This window comes from Streptococcus sp. FDAARGOS_256 (assembly GCF_002289235.2).
Taxonomy (GTDB): Bacteria; Bacillota; Bacilli; order Lactobacillales; family Streptococcaceae; genus Streptococcus.
Genome location: NZ_NTGM02000001.1, coordinates 1,916,153 through 1,932,669, shown reverse-complemented (window position 1 = coordinate 1,932,669; position 16,517 = coordinate 1,916,153). Strand labels below are relative to the sequence as shown.

The 16,517-nt window shown below is 39.9% G+C and carries 18 protein-coding genes; 6 read left to right on the top strand and 12 right to left on the bottom strand.

The window, feature by feature from the left end; all coding sequences use genetic code 11:
• The first annotated feature begins 129 nt into the window (after positions 1–129).
• Genes blpA through blpC form a run of 3 tightly spaced genes read left to right on the top strand, consistent with a single transcriptional unit; the run spans position 130 to position 3,867 of the window.
• Positions 130–2,283, top strand: a complete 2,154-nt coding sequence (blpA, locus tag A6J84_RS09615) for a peptide cleavage/export ABC transporter BlpA (protein ID WP_095726455.1) — start codon at positions 130–132, stop codon at positions 2,281–2,283.
• Positions 2,284–2,293: 10 nt separating this feature from the next.
• Positions 2,294–3,655, top strand: coding sequence for a bacteriocin secretion accessory protein (locus tag A6J84_RS09610; protein ID WP_095726454.1), 1,362 nt, complete (start codon positions 2,294–2,296; stop codon positions 3,653–3,655).
• A gap of 56 nt (positions 3,656–3,711) precedes the next feature.
• Entirely contained in the window at positions 3,712–3,867 is a 156-nt protein-coding gene (gene blpC, locus A6J84_RS09605) for a quorum-sensing system pheromone BlpC (RefSeq protein ID WP_000360258.1), read from the top strand.
• A gap of 42 nt (positions 3,868–3,909) precedes the next feature.
• Here blpC and A6J84_RS09600 read toward each other — a convergent pair whose 3' ends face one another.
• The 3 genes from A6J84_RS09600 to A6J84_RS09590 are packed head-to-tail and all read right to left on the bottom strand — an operon-like array spanning position 3,910 to position 6,344.
• Positions 3,910–5,250, bottom strand: a complete 1,341-nt coding sequence (locus A6J84_RS09600; RefSeq protein ID WP_095726453.1) for a sensor histidine kinase — start codon at positions 5,248–5,250, stop codon at positions 3,910–3,912.
• Between the two features lie 13 nt (positions 5,251–5,263).
• Complete coding sequence (locus A6J84_RS09595; protein ID WP_084970943.1) at positions 5,264–6,001, bottom strand: response regulator transcription factor; 738 nt, start codon at positions 5,999–6,001, stop codon at positions 5,264–5,266.
• Between the two features lie 4 nt (positions 6,002–6,005).
• On the bottom strand, positions 6,006–6,344 hold the full coding sequence (locus A6J84_RS09590) for a LytTR family DNA-binding domain-containing protein (RefSeq protein WP_084970941.1): 339 nt from the start codon (positions 6,342–6,344) through the stop codon (positions 6,006–6,008).
• Positions 6,345–6,622: 278 nt separating this feature from the next.
• On the opposite strand from A6J84_RS09590, the gene A6J84_RS09585 reads away from it, so the two are divergent.
• On the top strand, positions 6,623–6,952 hold the full coding sequence (locus tag A6J84_RS09585; RefSeq protein WP_095726452.1) for a helicase BlpT: 330 nt from the start codon (positions 6,623–6,625) through the stop codon (positions 6,950–6,952).
• A gap of 57 nt (positions 6,953–7,009) precedes the next feature.
• Here the strand turns inward: A6J84_RS09585 and A6J84_RS09580 are convergent, their stop codons facing one another.
• A complete protein-coding gene (locus tag A6J84_RS09580) occupies positions 7,010–8,059 on the bottom strand; it encodes an ABC transporter permease (RefSeq protein WP_095726451.1) in 1,050 nt (349 codons plus the stop codon).
• Positions 8,056–8,787: an ABC transporter ATP-binding protein gene (locus tag A6J84_RS09575; RefSeq protein WP_095726450.1), complete on the bottom strand. Its 732-nt coding sequence runs from the start codon at positions 8,785–8,787 to the stop codon at positions 8,056–8,058. Before A6J84_RS09575 ends, A6J84_RS09580 begins: the two co-directional genes overlap by 4 nt.
• 67 nt (positions 8,788–8,854) lie before the next feature.
• Between A6J84_RS09575 and A6J84_RS09570 the strand changes: the two genes are divergently transcribed.
• Both A6J84_RS09570 and A6J84_RS09565 read left to right on the top strand, forming a co-directional pair.
• On the top strand, positions 8,855–9,265 hold the full coding sequence (locus tag A6J84_RS09570) for an HIT family protein (protein WP_001278326.1): 411 nt from the start codon (positions 8,855–8,857) through the stop codon (positions 9,263–9,265).
• Between the two features lie 9 nt (positions 9,266–9,274).
• Complete coding sequence (locus A6J84_RS09565; RefSeq protein ID WP_000777738.1) at positions 9,275–9,562, top strand: hypothetical protein; 288 nt, start codon at positions 9,275–9,277, stop codon at positions 9,560–9,562.
• A 26-nt stretch (positions 9,563–9,588) separates the two neighbouring features.
• Here the strand turns inward: A6J84_RS09565 and dnaJ are convergent, their stop codons facing one another.
• The 7 genes from dnaJ to A6J84_RS09530 form a co-directional block, all read right to left on the bottom strand.
• The gene (dnaJ, locus tag A6J84_RS09560) at positions 9,589–10,725 is read right to left on the bottom strand and encodes a molecular chaperone DnaJ (protein ID WP_001066315.1); all 1,137 of its coding nucleotides are present in this window, start codon (positions 10,723–10,725) and stop codon (positions 9,589–9,591) included.
• A 382-nt stretch (positions 10,726–11,107) separates the two neighbouring features.
• A complete protein-coding gene (dnaK, locus tag A6J84_RS09555; RefSeq protein WP_000034683.1) occupies positions 11,108–12,931 on the bottom strand; it encodes a molecular chaperone DnaK in 1,824 nt (607 codons plus the stop codon).
• A 361-nt stretch (positions 12,932–13,292) separates the two neighbouring features.
• A complete protein-coding gene (gene grpE, locus A6J84_RS09550) occupies positions 13,293–13,808 on the bottom strand; it encodes a nucleotide exchange factor GrpE (protein ID WP_000046057.1) in 516 nt (171 codons plus the stop codon).
• 26 nt (positions 13,809–13,834) lie between these two features.
• On the bottom strand, positions 13,835–14,869 hold the full coding sequence (gene hrcA, locus A6J84_RS09545; protein ID WP_000255746.1) for a heat-inducible transcriptional repressor HrcA: 1,035 nt from the start codon (positions 14,867–14,869) through the stop codon (positions 13,835–13,837).
• 163 nt (positions 14,870–15,032) lie between these two features.
• Positions 15,033–15,542 carry a DUF2812 domain-containing protein gene (locus tag A6J84_RS09540; RefSeq protein WP_008277505.1) on the bottom strand — a complete coding sequence of 170 codons (510 nt, stop codon included), beginning with the start codon at positions 15,540–15,542 and terminating at the stop codon, positions 15,033–15,035.
• Positions 15,543–15,576: 34 nt separating this feature from the next.
• On the bottom strand, positions 15,577–16,152 hold the full coding sequence (locus tag A6J84_RS09535) for a DUF2812 domain-containing protein (protein ID WP_000412261.1): 576 nt from the start codon (positions 16,150–16,152) through the stop codon (positions 15,577–15,579).
• Positions 16,152–16,472: a PadR family transcriptional regulator gene (locus A6J84_RS09530; RefSeq protein WP_000423979.1), complete on the bottom strand. Its 321-nt coding sequence runs from the start codon at positions 16,470–16,472 to the stop codon at positions 16,152–16,154. Before A6J84_RS09530 ends, A6J84_RS09535 begins: the two co-directional genes overlap by 1 nt.
• Between the last annotated feature and the right edge of the window lie 45 nt (positions 16,473–16,517).

Sequence of the window (16,517 nt, the reverse complement as noted above, 5' to 3'; positions counted from 1 at the left end):
TTAAAGAAAGATAGTTTCTAATCACTTTTTTACCATTCAGGAAGTTTCAATGACAATTCAAGATTTTATAAAATATGAACTTAGTATCATGGTATAATAAATTCATATTTTATATGAAAGGATTTGCCAATGACTTCTTATAAACATACATTTGTTCCTCAAATAGATGCTAGAGACTGTGGTGTCGCTGCCTTAGCCTCGATTGCTAAATTCTATGGTTCAGATTTTTCTCTAGCTCACTTGAGAGAACTTGCAAAGACCAACAAAGAAGGGACGACTGCTCTTGGCATTGTAAAAGCCGCAAATGAAATGGGATTTGAAACAAGGCCTGTTCAAGCAGATAAAACGCTCTTTGACATGAGTGATGTCCCCTATCCATTTATCGTTCACGTTAACAAAGAAGGGAAACTCCAACATTACTATGTTGTCTATCAAACAAAGAAAGACTATCTGATTATTGGTGATCCTGACCCTTCTGTAAAAATCACAAAAATGTCAAAAGAACGCTTTTTCTCTGAATGGACTGGAGTAGCTATTTTTCTAGCTCCCAAACCCAGCTATCAACCCCATAAAGATAAAAAGAATGGTCTACTGAGCTTCCTCCCTCTGATTTTCAAACAAAAATCTCTCATTGCTTACATTGTTCTCTCAAGCTTATTAGTCACTATTATCAATATCGGTGGTTCTTATTATCTCCAAGGAATCTTAGATGAATACATCCCAAATCAGATGAAATCAACTTTAGGAATTATCTCAATTGGTCTAATTATCACCTATATCCTCCAACAAGCCATGAGCTTCTCCAGAGATTATCTCCTAACTGTTCTGAGTCAGAGATTAAGTATTGATGTGATTTTATCCTATATTCGCCATATTTTTGAACTTCCTATGTCTTTCTTTGCGACACGTCGTACAGGAGAAATCATTTCACGGTTCACAGATGCTAACTCTATTATAGATGCCTTGGCTTCTACCATTCTTTCTCTTTTTCTGGATGTTTCTATTCTGATTCTTGTAGGGGGCGTCTTACTGGCACAAAACCCTAATCTCTTCCTTCTTTCTCTTATTTCCATTCCTATATACATGTTCATCATCTTTTCTTTTATGAAGCCTTTCGAAAAAATGAACCATGATGTCATGCAAAGTAATTCTATGGTTAGCTCTGCTATTATCGAAGATATCAACGGGATTGAAACTATAAAGTCGCTCACGAGTGAAGAAAATCGCTATCAAAATATAGACAGCGAATTTGTAGATTATTTGGAAAAATCCTTTAAACTTACTAAATATTCTATTTTACAAACTAATTTAAAGCAAGGAACAAAGTTAGTTCTTAATATCTTTATCCTATGGTTTGGTGCTCAATTAGTCATGTCGAGTAAAATTTCTATCGGTCAGCTGATTACCTTTAATACACTTCTTTCTTACTTTACAACTCCTATGGAAAATATTATCAACCTCCAAACCAAACTCCAATCTGCGAAGGTTGCTAATAACCGCTTGAACGAGGTCTATTTAGTCGAATCTGAATTTCAAGTTCAAGAAAACTCTGTTCATTCACATTTTTTGATGGGCGATATTGAATTTGATGACCTTTCTTATAAGTATGGTTTTGGGCGAGATACCTTAACGGATATTAATCTAACGATTAAACAAGGAGATAAGGTCAGCCTGGTTGGAGTTAGTGGTTCTGGTAAAACAACTTTAGCCAAAATGATTGTCAATTTCTTTGAACCTTACAAAGGACATATTTCCATCAATCATCAGGATATTAAAAATATTGATAAAAAAGTCTTGCGCCGTCATATTAATTACCTGCCCCAACAAGCCTATATCTTTAATGGCTCTATCTTGGAAAACTTAACCTTGGGTGGTAATAATATGATTAGCCAAGAAGATATTCTAAAAGCTTGCGAATTAGCTGAAATCCGTCAAGATATTGAAAGAATGCCTATGGGCTATCAAACTCAACTTTCTGATGGAGCAGGTCTGTCAGGAGGACAGAAGCAACGAATCGCCCTCGCTCGTGCTCTTTTAACTAAATCTCCTGTTTTAATACTAGATGAAGCTACTAGTGCTCTCGATGTTTTGACTGAGAAAAAGGTTATAGATAATCTTATGTCCCTAACTGATAAAACCATTCTCTTTGTAGCCCATCGTCTAAGTATAGCCGAACGGACTAACCGTGTCATTGTTCTTGACCAAGGGAAAATCATTGAAGTTGGTAGTCATCAAGAGTTAATACAGGCGCAAGGCTTCTACCATCATCTATTCAACAAATAAGGAGAATGTTATGAATCCTAATCTTTTTAGAAGCGTCGAGTTTTATCAGAGACGTTACCATAATTATGCGACAGTATTGATCATACCACTTTCATTACTGTTTACTTTCATCGTGATTTTCTCCCTTGTTGCTACAAAAGAGATTACTGTTACATCGCAAGGAGAAGTCACTCCTACAAGTGTCATTGCATCCATTCAGTCAACCAGTGATAATACTATCTTAGCTAATCATTTAGTGGCAAATCAAGTAGTTGAAAAAGGTGACTTACTCATCAAATACTCTGAAACAATGGAAGAAAGTCAGAAAACTGCCTTAGAAACTCAGTTACAAAGACTTGAGAAGCAAAAAGAAGGACTTGGAATTTTGAAACAAAGCTTAGAAAAAAATACCGATCTTTTTTCTGGTGAGGATGAGTTTGGCTACTATAATACCTTTATGAATTTTACTAAACAAGCTCATGATATTGAGCTGGGTATCTCAAAGACTAACACTGAAGTTTCAAATCAAGCCAATCTTGCTAATAGCAGTTCATCAGCTATCGAACAAGAAATTACAAAAATTCAACAACAAATTGGAGAATATGAAGAGCTGAGAGATGCTATCATAAACAAAAGAGCACGCTTACCGACTGGCAATCCACACCAGTCAATTTTGAATCGTTATCTTGTAGCCTCACAAGGACAAACACAGGGAACTGCAGAGGAGCCATTTTTATCTCAAATCAATCAAAGTATTGCAAATCTTGAATCATCTATCGCAAGCCTCAAAATTCAGCAAGCTGGTATCGGAAGTGTAGCAACTTATGATAATAGTTTAGAAACCAAAATTGAAGTACTCCGCACTCAATTTTTACAGACTGCTTCTCAGCAACAACTAACCGTGGAAAATCAATTAACAGAATTAAAAGTACAACTAGATCAAGCGACACAGCGCTTAGAAAATAATACCTTAACCGCTCCAAGTAAAGGTATCATTCATCTGAACAGCGAATTTGAAGGTAAAAATAGAATTCCGACTGGTACAGAAATTGCTCAAATATTCCCTGTCATCACAGATACAAGAGAAGTACTAATCACTTACTACGTATCATCTGACTATCTCCCCTTACTAGATAAAGGACAAACTGTAAGATTAAAACTTGAGAAGATTGGAAATCACGGTATTACCATCATTGGCCAACTTCAGAGCATTGATCAAACTCCTACCAGAACAGAACAAGGAAATCTCTTTAAACTAACCGCTCTTGCAAAACTATCTAATGAGGACAGTAAACTCATCCAATACGGCTTACAAGGTCGCGTCACTAGTGTAACTGCAAAGAAAACATATTTTGATTATTTCAAAGATAAAATTTTAACACATTCTGATTAATTTTCAGATAACACTCTATAACTATTTATTATCTTATAAAACAGGAGAATCGTAACATGGATAAGAATCAAAACCTAACTTCATTTCAAGAACTAACAACTACTGAACTCAACCAGATTACAGGTGGAGGATGGTGGGAAAATTTCTTATATAGCGTTAATAGATATTCTCATAACATCACACAAGGACTTCATCAGCCAATACAACTATAAAAAAATAAGATCGAGATACAAGAACTCTCGGTCTTATTTTCATCATTCTGTATGCATCATAGTAAGTATCTGACGAAAGACTTGATTTTGACAGATAGTATTGAGACTAGCATTGGGATAACTTTCCACTATCTTCATAACGGTATAAAGACCAACTCCTCTCTCCTCCCCTTTAGAACTAACTCCAAAAGAGAAGATTTCAGAAACATCTATGCCCTCTTCTTTGATGGAGTTTTCAATGATAAAGTTTTCCTTCGCTCCACTTTTTAAAAAGGCGATTGAGACATAAGGTTGACTAGCCTCTGCACTAGCTTCAATAGCATTGTCACAAAGGATAGACACAATGGTTAGAAAATCAAGTAGGCTCATCCCCTCAACTTGAATCTCCTCAGGAACCTCGACATTAAAGACAATATCCTTTTCTCTGGCTTTTATAAATTTTCCTGCGAGGAGACTTTTGAGGGCACGGTCCCGAATATTCACCAATCGGCCCAGGTCATATTTGTTGTCCTGCAATTTTTCACTAGAATCCTTCAAGACGGAGTCGTAGATCTCTTTTATCTGCTCCATATCCTCCTCTTCAATGCCTAGGCTTAAGCTGGTCAAGAGGTTGGCATAATCATGACGAAAGCTCCGAACTTCCTTATAAAGCTCCTCTATATGCCGACTATAGCGTTCCATATCTCTATAGCGCAGGGCCTGCTCTTGGTTCAGTTTCTCCTGAAGTTTTTCCTTCAAATAGGTATCCAGCTTCTTGATAACCCCCATAAAAAAGAGCATGTAAAACACTAGGATCAGATGGCGAACAGTCTTTGATTGAATGCTTTGTTCATATTCAAAGAAAGACAGAGTTTCCATAACTAGATAGTAGGTTCCCATTATCCAGTTAATTTTAGTCAGGGACTTTTGAAAACCTTTATCTAGAATCTCCCTTCTCAAACTAGTAAAATCATAGTCCAACCATTTCAAAAAGACTAGAGAAATGAAGAAATTGAAAATTATTATACATAACCCAGTAAGTGAGTAGCCATCATATACTTGCCCTTGTCCCAAAAATGGAAGCACAAAATAGGAGACTCCTCTATAAAAGAGATTCACCAATATCATTGGAAAGAGACCATAAAAGAAAAGAAGTTTTTTAGGAAGCCCTCTTAACAATAAGAAAGATAACCCTATGCCAAACAAAGGTTCTATAAAATATGACAAATATTCACTCACAGCTAAAAATTTAAAAGTCGCAAAAATGGCCCCTAGGAGAAATTTCAGAAGAAAGGCCTTAAAAATCCTCTCGAAAGTGAGACCAATTCCATCTACCTTAAAGAAAATGACAATTTCTAGCCCATTAGTAATAAGTGTATACAATAATATCCAAGTAATATTCATAAATTCTCCTAGCTCAGTGTAAGTTATTGATAGCCTCAGACACTTCCCTGATCTTATAACGCGCGATTAGACAGCTTCCACCATTAGGAAAGTAAAGCAGTTTTTCTTTCTTATCCAAATGCACTACATTGGCTGGATTGATGAGAAAAGAACGATGACACTGCAAGAGACGAGGTTCCTGCTTGAGAACCTCCTCTAGACTCGCCGTAAATTCCAGCCTATCCGTCTTGGTATAGAGAATAACACGATGGGGTCTTGGGGACGTTTCGAGATAGTAAACCTCTTTAAAAGGATACTGAAATTGAGCAAATTTTGATTTAAAGTAAAAGCAATCTTCCGCCAGGCTTTTGCTGTCTTGACTATTGACATAGAGAAGAGCTGTCTCGATACGAGACTCAAACTCCTCTGCCGACAAGGCCTTATCAATATAGTCCAAAGCTGATACCTGGTAGCGAAAGGACAGGGGCATAAACTCCGAGTGAGTCGTCACAAAGACAATCAGGGCATAAGGATCTCGATCCCGAATCTTTCTTGCCACTTCTAGGCCTTTCATCTCCTCATTTCGAATCTCAATGTCCAAAAAGAAAAGCTGATGTGCTCCCTTCTCATGCACCTCTGCCAGCAGTTGGTCTGTCTTGCCAAAAACTTCAAAAGAACTAGGAATGATACTCTGTTTTTTCAAAAGTTTCTCAATCGTCGTTTCAATTCTAGCTTGTTGGGAAAAGTCATCTTCTAAAACAAATATTCTCATCTTCTTACTCTCCTTGTTTCAACCATTTTTGGCTAATGTCTCTATAGCGACGTCTGGCATACTGAACAGCATATCGACCTTCTTCTCCAAGAAAGAGGGTCTTTGATTGGATATCCATGGATTTTACTCGTTCAAGGTTGACCAGACAATTTCGATGACATCTCGTCAAGGTTTCCCCATATTGTTTCTCAAGATTGCTTAAATTTTGAAATAGATCAAAGCTAGCGTTTTCTGTAACAATCTGCACGGTATGGGCTTTACTTGGATGCATTTGGATATAGTAGATATCCTTTATGTTTAATTTGAAAATTTCTTTCTCTTTTTGGATGATAATGTAGTTCATGGATAAAACCTCCTAAAAAGAGGATAGCATAAGTCTAGAAACTATTTTTCACCAAATCCTAAACGGTTCTCAAAAATTCCTAAAGTGTCGAATCATTCGCAAAATAGCTATGATAATCTTACAATTATTTTATCATAAAATCCTGCAATTACCATTCAGGAAATTTCAATGACAATTAAAGATTTGAAGGTAAAAAAAGAGTTAAAAGTGATAAGCTATGATTATAGAAAGACAATCACTTGAAACAACTTTAGAACCATCACAAAGGAGGCATTCTCATGACGGATACAGACCCAATCAAAACTGCTCAGGCACTGATAACTGAGTTAAACAAAGCCTATCAAGTCTGCAAACAGGCAACAGCTGACGACGTACACTTTCAGGAGCAATTAAACTCTATTCTTCTCTTTCTCTCTAAAACTGAGACAGTGGATAATCGATTCTTGATTGAGCTGGAAAAATTTTACCAGACTTCCAGTCTTCTCCTGGGTCTCAGCGCTCTCAATCCAGATGCTCCCACTCGCGCCGCTTGGCGGGCCTATGACCGTTTCCACTTTGACCAAGTCAAAACCAAACTAAGTCTCTACGGACCAACTATTATCTTGTAGAAAATAAAAGAAGCTGAGACAGAACTCAACTTCTTTTTTAGTGTCCTATAAGTAAGATTAATCCTGCATCTGACGTTTTACCTGATAAGGCAAATACAAGACTTGTAAAACCAGTCCAGCTCCAAGCAGGGCTAGAAGGGCTAGTTTTTCTTGGAGGGTAATCAAACCAACTATCAGTTGAACTAATAAAACAAAACATGTCAATCCTCGGATAACTTCCTGTAGTCCTTTCTCTTTTTCACCCTTTTCTAAAGGAAAAAGCTGGGTCAAGTACTGGTAGTCAAAAGCACGATAGAGAGCCAACAACTGGAAGAGCATAAGGTAATTAAACAGGACAACTACTGCTGTCGCAATCCAAGACTGTTCGATAAAAATCACAGCTAACAAGGATAGGAGTAAGAGGCGGAGACTGAGGGCAAAGAGGTCTCCATTTCGCAGATAAGAGCGAAGATAGAGGTTTTGCCAGATCTTGCTCGGCACTTTCTGAACTGCTTTAAGGATGAAATCCAGATAAGCGCGACGTTTGACACTATTTGAAACGCCCTTGACCTGAGTAAAGAGAGCAAAGAAACGAAGCAAAACTTGCTTGCGCTTGCTTTCTTGGGCAATGACATAATCCCAATCCAGCCCAGTTTCAGTGAAAAATTTGCTGGCTTTTTGGCGAAAGAGGAGATATTTTCCAACTCCCAATAAAACCACATAGATGAAAAAAACTGGCAAGCCATAACCCATGGCTAAAAATAAGGGCGCAAATAAAAGCAAGAAAAGGGTTTGGACAAAGAGCCAAAAGACCAGTGAGCGCATCGTCTGCCCTTTGAGGTGAGACTTAACCTCCTCTTCACTGACTAAGAGAAAGAGCTTGTCAGGTCCTTCCATATAGGTCGCGATTTCTCCCCAAGCCAAAAGTAAGACAGATACAATCCCTAAAAACAAGAGAATAGGCCAGTGATTTTCAGGAAAATCTTGCAAGAGTTGACTGTACTGGTAAGCTAGAAAACCGATGAGAACTAGCAGAAACAAGACAAAGTGGTCATTTAGGACATAACGTAGATAACCGACACACTCCTTACGAAAAGCCTGCTTTCGCTTTAAAAACAAGTCTTTCATAGCTCCTCCTCTTTGGTCAGAGCCAAGTAAATATCATTCAAACTCGCTTCAGGCATGCTAAAGGTCTCGCGCAGTTGCTGGAGGTTCCCCTGAGCCCGTACCTCCCCCTTGTGGAGAATGACAAAGGCATCACACATCTTTTCCGCTGAGTCTAGCACGTGGGTACTCATGAGAATGGACTTGCCTTTTTGCTTTTCCACTTCCAAAAGCTGGATCAAGTCAGAAATGGCCAAAGGATCGAGCCCAAGGAAAGGCTCATCAACGATGAAAAGACTCGGATCTACGACAAAGGCACAGATAATCATGACCTTCTGCTTCATCCCTTTGGAAAAATGCACTGGGAACCAGTCTAATTTTTGATCCAAACGAAACATTTTTAACAAAGATTCTACTCGCTCAAAAGCCACTTTTTGCTCAATACCATAGGCCATGGCAACCGTCTCGATATGCTCTCTGAGGGTCAATTCCTCATACAGACTAGGCGTTTCTGGGATATAGCCAATCTGCTTGCGATAGTTGGTCGCATCTTCTCGCAGGGTGAGACCGTTAATCTTGATTTCCCCACTGTAAGGTGTCAACAGACCAATAATCTCATTGATTGTCGTTGATTTCCCAGCACCGTTGAGACCAATCAAACCGACCAACTGCCCACTTTCAACGGTAAAGGACACATCTTTCAAGACAGGGACGTGAACATAGCCACCTGTCAGGTTTTTAATTTCTAACATATTTTCTCCGAATCTGGTATAATGTAGCTATATTATATCAAAATTCAATACAGTAGAGGTGGATTTTATGTCAGATTGCATTTTTTGTAAGATCATCGCAGGGGAGATTCCTGCTTCAAAAGTATACGAGGATGAGCAGGTTCTTGCCTTTCTTGATATCTCTCAAGTAACACCTGGACACACCTTGGTCGTACCAAAAGAGCACTACCGCAATCTTTTGGAGATGGACGCTACCAGCGCCAGCCAACTCTTTGCCCAAGTGCCAACAGTGGCTCAAAAAGTCATGCAGGCTACCAAGGCTGTCGGCATGAATATCATTGCCAACTGCGAGGAAATTGCTGGTCAAACGGTCTTTCATACTCACGTGCACCTTGTACCTCGCTACGGTGCAGAAGATGATCTTAAGATTGACTTTATCGCCCACGAACCTGACTTTGACAAACTTGCCCAAGTCGCTGAAACTATTAGAAATGCCTAAGGAGATGCCATGAAACTATCCAATCTATTGCTATTTGCAGGTGCTGCAGCTGGAAGTTATTTTGTCGTGAAAAATCGCCAAGCCATTCAGGATGAAGTGCTAGATACAACTGACCGCGTCGAAGCTATCAAGGATGATTTGGATATCATCCAAAACAGCCTACAAATCATCGACCAACAAAAAGCCCTTATCAAGGAATACCAAAAAGATTTGACCTACAAGTTCAAAGTCTTGGAAAAAGATTTCCAGACTAGACTAGCTGTGATAAAAGAAACACAGGAGCTTGAGGATAAGTAAAAAAGAGCCCGATGGCTCTTTTTACTTTATTCTCCTTCAAAGGCATCTTTTATATGGTCAAAGAAGCCTTTTTTCTTTGGATTGACTTTCAAGTCACCTGCAGCTGCGAATTCTTTAAGCGCAGCTTTTTGGCGGTCGTTCAAACCTGTCGGAGTCACGACATTGACAGTAACATATTGGTCACCAACGGCACCGCCACGAAGGCTCGGTGCTCCCTTGCCACGTAGACGGAATTTCTTGCCAGTCTGAGTTCCTTCTGGGATAACCAATTCAACATCTCCATGAACAGTTGGAATTTCCACAGTATCTCCAAGAGTTGCTTGGACAATATTGAGATTTAACTTGTAGAAAATAGTTGTTCCTTCACGTTCAAATTTATCACTGGCTTCAACAGAAACCACCACGTACAAGTCCCCGTAAGGTCCACCGTTAAAGCCTGCTTCACCTTGACCAGCGAGGCGGATTTGTTGGCCTGTTTCCACACCAGCAGGGATTTTTACATGTACGCTATGAGCTTGTTTTTCATGCCCTGTTCCGTGACAAGTTGTACATGGATCTTTGATTTCTTTTCCGCGACCATGACAGACATCACAGGTTACTTGGCGACGCATCATACCAAGAGGAGTCTGCGTATCGACGTTAATGACACCAGCACCATGACAGCGTCCACAAGTGACTGGACTTGTCCCTGGCTTAGCACCAGAGCCATTACATGTACGACAGCTGGCTTCACGATTGTATTTAACTTCTTTTTCCGTTCCGAAGATAGCTTCTTCAAAGGTTAAGTTCACACGATACTGGAGGTCATCCCCTTGACGAGGAGCGTTTGGATTGCGTGAAGCTCCTCCTCCTCCGAAAAAACTTGAGAAGATATCTTCAAAACCACCGAAGCCACCTGCTCCGTCAAAGCCACCAAAACCACCAGCACCACCAAAGCCACCGTTGGCACCCGCAGCACCATACTGGTCGTAGGCTGCACGTTTTTGGTCGTCACTCAAAGTCTCATAGGCTTCTTGAACTTCCTTGTATTTTTCCTCAGCGCCAGGCTCCTTGTTGATATCTGGGTGATATTTTTTCGAAAGCTTACGATAAGCCTTTTTGATCTCGTCTGCCGAAGCGTTTTTCGACACCCCCAGACGATCATAAAATTCAGTATTGTTCATACAAGATACCAAGACCGTAAAATTCGACTGAAAAATAGGAAATCTGACGCTGGAGCGATGCTCCTAGACAGATTTCTCTTTTTTCCGAGAATTTAGGTCGGGTTCAATTCCTTTCTTTTATATTGATGAGACAAAACCCAAACAAATCAGGTTCCATCCCTTTTTACCGAAAAACAGAGGCTGGGTTGCAACCTCTGGATTTCTTCCTATCATTACGACATTCAAAAGCAAAGTCGATTATACTTTTTTTGAACGAGTAAGGCTTTTAGCAAGTCGCCATAGCGATTGCCGTAGAATGACAATCATTTTAATGATTCCTCATTCTTAACGCCCTCGCTCTTCTGATTTTAAAGCTCGGGATAAAATAGTCCACTGGACTATTTTATTTCTCCGTAAACTCTCCGTCTACGACGTCATCTCCTGCGTTTCCTGTTGCTTGTGCGCCTTCTGCTCCTGCTTGAGCTTGTTGGGCTGCAGCGGCTTGTTCGTAGAGTTTAACAGCAAGTCCTTGAGCTTTTTCGTTCAATGCTTCAAGTTTCGCTTTCATTTCGTCCAAGTTATTGTCTTCTTGAGCTTTTTTAAGGTCATCAAGGGCAGCTTGGGCAGCATCACGTTCTGCGTCGAAGCCTTTGCCTTCAGTTTCCTTGATTGTCTTTTCAGTCGCAAAGATAGCTTGGTCTACTTCGTTACGAAGGTCTACTTCTTCTTTACGTTTCTTATCTGCTTCAGCGTTAGCTTCAGCATCTTTCATCATGCGGTCGATTTCTTCGTCTGTCAAACCTGAGTTAGATTGGATCACAATAGTTTGTTCTTTTTGAGTTCCAAGATCTTTAGCCTTAACAGACACGATACCGTTCTTGTCGATATCAAATGTTACTTCGATTTGAGGAATTCCACGAGGTGCAGCTGGGATATCAGTCAATTGGAAGCGTCCAAGAGTCTTGTTATCAGCTGCCATTGGGCGTTCACCTTGAAGAACGTGGATATCAACGGCTGGTTGGTTGTCTGCTGCAGTTGAGAAGACTTGTGATTTAGATGTTGGGATAGTAGTGTTGCGATCGATAAGTTTTGTGAAGACGCCACCCATTGTTTCGATACCAAGTGACAATGGTGTCACATCAAGAAGGACAACGTCTTTAACATCACCAGTGATCACACCACCTTGGATGGCAGCACCCATAGCAACCACTTCATCAGGGTTTACTGATTTGTTTGGTTCTTTACCAGTTTCAGCTTTCACAGCTTCTACAACGGCTGGGATACGAGTTGAACCACCAACAAGGATAACTTCGTCGATTTCTGACAAGCTCAAACCTGCATCTGAAAGGGCTTGACGAACTGGAACTTTTGTACGTTCTACAAGGTCACGAGTCAAATCATCAAATTTCGCACGAGTCAAAGTCATTTCCAAGTGAAGAGGTCCAGCCTCACCTGCAGTGATGAATGGCAAGCTGATTTGTGTTGAAGTTACACCAGAAAGGTCTTTCTTAGCTTTTTCAGCCGCATCTTTCAAACGTTGCATTGCCATCTTGTCAGTAGACAAGTCAATACCGTTTTCTTTCTTGAATTCTGCTACTAAGTGATCGATAATTTTTTGGTCAAAGTCGTCACCACCGAGTTTGTTGTCCCCCGCAGTTGACAATACGTCGAAGACACCGTCACCCAATTCAAGGATAGATACGTCAAATGTACCACCACCAAGGTCGAATACCAAGATTTTTTCTTCTTTGTCAGTCTTGTCCAAACCGTAAGCAAGAGCTGCTGCAGTTGGTTCGTTGACGATACGTTCTACTTCAAGACCAGCGATTTTACCAGCGTCTTTAGTTGCTTGACGTTGAGCATCGTTGAAGTAAGCTGGAACTGTGATAACTGCTTTGGTTACTTTTTCACCAAGGTACTCTTCAGCGTAACCTTTCAAGTATTGAAGAATCATAGCTGAGATTTCTTGTGGAGTGTATTCTTTTCCATTTGCAGAAACTTTTTCAGAAGTTCCCATCTTAGATTTGATAGAGATAACAGTATCTGGGTTTGTTACTGCTTGACGTTTTGCAGCATCACCAACGATGATTTCTCCGTTTTTGAATGATACTACAGATGGAGTTGTACGGTTACCTTCTGGGTTTGCGATGATTTTGCTTTCAGTTCCTTCAAGAACTGCAACTGCTGAGTTTGTTGTACCTAAGTCAATACCAATAATTTTAGACATGTGTTTTTCTCCTTAAATTTTATATTCTTTCTTTTTGATACTCTTCTTAGGTGGCGGCGCCGTCAGAGCTTGACTCGTCAATCTCTTTGACTAAACTTTGAGCCTAAGGTCTCAAAGTTTGCGCAAATAACGCCACGGCGAAGAGTATCGTCTTTTGTTCGCTTCGCTCACTATTGCAAAGCTGAACTACTTTTTTATCTTTCTTCATAGTTTATTGTCGTTTCGGACAAGTTTCCTATTATGTTACGACACGAGGAGTCGAAATCGATATTATTTCGACGACGAGTTAGTAAGGAGGCTAGGCAGACGCCATAGCGATTGCCGTTTTCTGACGAGTTGCTTTAGCTACCGTCAGAATTGCCTAGTTATATACTACTACCATGGCTGGGCGTAGGATGCGGTCATGGAGTTTGTAGCCTTTTTGGAAGACTTGGGCGATGGTATCTGCTGGGTGTTCATCGTCTGCTGGGAGAGTTTGGATGGCCATATGGTAGTTATGGTCAAATTCACCGTCAGCTGCGATTTCTTCGATTCCTTCTTCTTTCAAAGCGTGAATTAAGCTCTCTTGCACCATCTCCAATCCTTTTTTGACATCGTCTGTCAAACCTTCAACGGCTAGTGCACGTTCTAAGTTGTCGAGCGATGGTAAGATTGCTTTTGCCAGGTCTTGGCTACGATAACGTTGCAAGTTTTGACGCTCTTCGTTGGCACGGCGTTGGATATTTTGCATTTCTGCATGAGCGCGAAGGTATTTGTTTTCGAACTCATCCGCACGTTCATTTGCCAAGTCCAACTCAGACTTCTCAGGAGTTGTTTCTTCAGTTGTTTCCACAACTTCCTCTTCTTTCATTTCTTCGTTTTTTTTATCTTGGGCCATTTTCGCCTCCTTTATTGATTTCAAAATTAATTTACTTCGTAATGATTGCTGCTGAGGTAGCGATAAAAATCTGTCAACTTCATCGTCAAAACACGATTGACCACATTGACTTGGTTGACCAATTGCTGGTAATCCAGGTTGACTGGACCGATAATCGCTAGAATTCCAAAACCTCGATAAGGAATGAGGAATTTACTGCTAATCACTGCTAGGTTAGCTAGACAGGATTCCTGACTGTCCGCAACACGAACATTTTGCATCTGATCTTCATGCAGACCCTCACGAATCTCCAAAGCCACCTTTTGCGGTTGGTCAAAGAACTGATAGGCCGCTAGATTGGCAAAATTCAAGAGATTGACCTTGCCCGATACCACAATGTTTTCGTTGAACATTTCTTTAAAAATGTGTTCAAAGAGATCCATGACATTGTCCGTTGTTGTGAAGTAACGCTGGATAATCTGCGGAATCTCCGTCCGAATCTTGTAGTGAATATCTAGAACCGTGTGACCGAGGAAACGTTCTTGAATCAAGGTCTTGAGGCGATTTAAATCTTCCTGCAAGAAGTTCCTTGGAATCAGAAATTGACTGGTAACCGTTCGGGACTCGTCTAGGGTAAATACTGCCAAGGCTGTATGTTGCCCCAAAACAACGATATCAAAGGCTGTCAACCGTTGCCTGCTCGGCTCAACATCCAGTGCTACTACCGTACAGCCGCTCAGGTCTGTCAGTAGATTAGCAGCCTCTTGCAGGATATCCTCCAATTTGAAGAATTCCTGATCAAAGGCTTTGACAATCTCGTATACCTCATTTTCAGCCAGTCTGTCAAAAGCAAGCGAGTGTTTCACATAGTACTGAAATCCCGCGACACTTGGCATCCGACCGCTTGAGGTATGAGCCTTCTCAAGCAAACCCTGCTTCTCTAGAGCTGCCATGTCATTACGAATGGTAGCACTACTAGAATTGATAGACTCTTGTAGCGCCTTGGATCCGACAGGTTCGTGCGTTTTGGTAAAGATGTCAATGATCAGATTTAAAATATCCTGCTGACGCTCTGTAACCATCTCATCACTCCTCTCTGTCCGATCGATTAGCACTCTATGTACCCAAGTGCTAACTCATGATTCTATTATACACCCTTAGAAGAGAATGTCAAGATAAAAACTCAAAAAATTAGCACTCTTTTACCAAGAGTGCTAAAAATCAGTCTGAAGACCTAGAACCTTGCTACTCATCTACCTGGTATTTCCTTTTAAGTCTGAAAAAACCATAGATTAGATAAGAAATTAAGCAAGTGTATAAAAAGAAAATAATAAAGAAAGACTGAGACAAGTTTTCTCGATACAAACTCATGCAAACAACAAGACCACCTGAAAAAGTGGCTATACAGGAACGAAGTCTAGACCGCATAACTTCCCATCTGAGACCCTTACTCATATAGACTTTCTCCTCTGAAAGTATATCAGAAGTTGGTTTACGAAGAATTGAACAAAAACCTGTTTCTATCAATTCCCAACCGCTATTTCTAAAATCTTGCAGTTCATGCTTATACTTTTTAAGAAATCTAGAATCATAGATACGGTAGATGACATCGTCAGGTTGGCATTGGCAAAAATAGAAAAAACCAAAACGACTCGTTCTATATCTCCAGCCTTTCAAGTGCATCTCACGCAAATACTCTTCTTCCTTGTCCAAATCAACAATGGTAAAAATCCGAAATTGCTTTTTATTGATCATGACTTCCCCTCCAATTTTGAGCATACCTAGCCTATCATAAATCTGATAATTCCTTCTTTTTATGCCATAACTTCCAGCTAATATAGGCAACTATTAACAAAAGGATTAAAGACCAGAAAACATCTAGCCCGACCGCAAGAAAACTCCATAGACCATACGCATTACTTCTATTGAGCAATTTAAGTAAGAATGGTATATGTATGGCTAGCAAAAGTAAAACAGGTACTAATCGCAGTCTTAAAATGCGATTAACCATAGCTAACTTCCCAGTAGCATCGTTATAAATTTCAAACTCTGCATCCGATTCAATTTCAGAATGTGCTTTTCTAAAATAGGAAAAACTATTAAAGTCTGTAATATGCTCCCAACCACAATCTTTAAATAGTTGTAAATAGGAGGATCTCTCTGATTTTTCCATCGGGTAAAAATCCAACTGATAAGACACCTGCTCAGGCTGACACTTTTCAAAGGTATACTTGACTACAAACAATAAGATAGAATAGCTTACTTTCCTAAGTTTCCAGCCCTCAGCATGCATTTCTCTAAAGTATAGAGCCTCACTCTCATAATCCGCAATTGTAAAAATTCGGTAAACAATTTTCTTTTCCATCATCCTTCCTCCCGACTATTTCTGTAGAGCCGTTCAATACGTTTCAATTCAATATCTAAAACTTTTCGTCCCAAGTCTGTGATCTGATAGATTTTACGTTTTTCCTCTTCTCGGACAAAGGAAATCAAGCCATCCTTTTCCATCTTTGACAAGGTCCCATACATAGTTCCAGGACTAATCGAAACTTGCGAATCTGTCATTTCCTTGACCTTTTGTGTGATACCATATCCATGGTTCTCCTTCTGTAAACAAAACAAGATATAAAAACCTGTTTCAGTCATGGGAAGGTAAACACGCCTGATCTTATCTGTTAATTCCATTTAATCACACCTCCTATTTAGTTTGATATATCGCACCTCGTTATA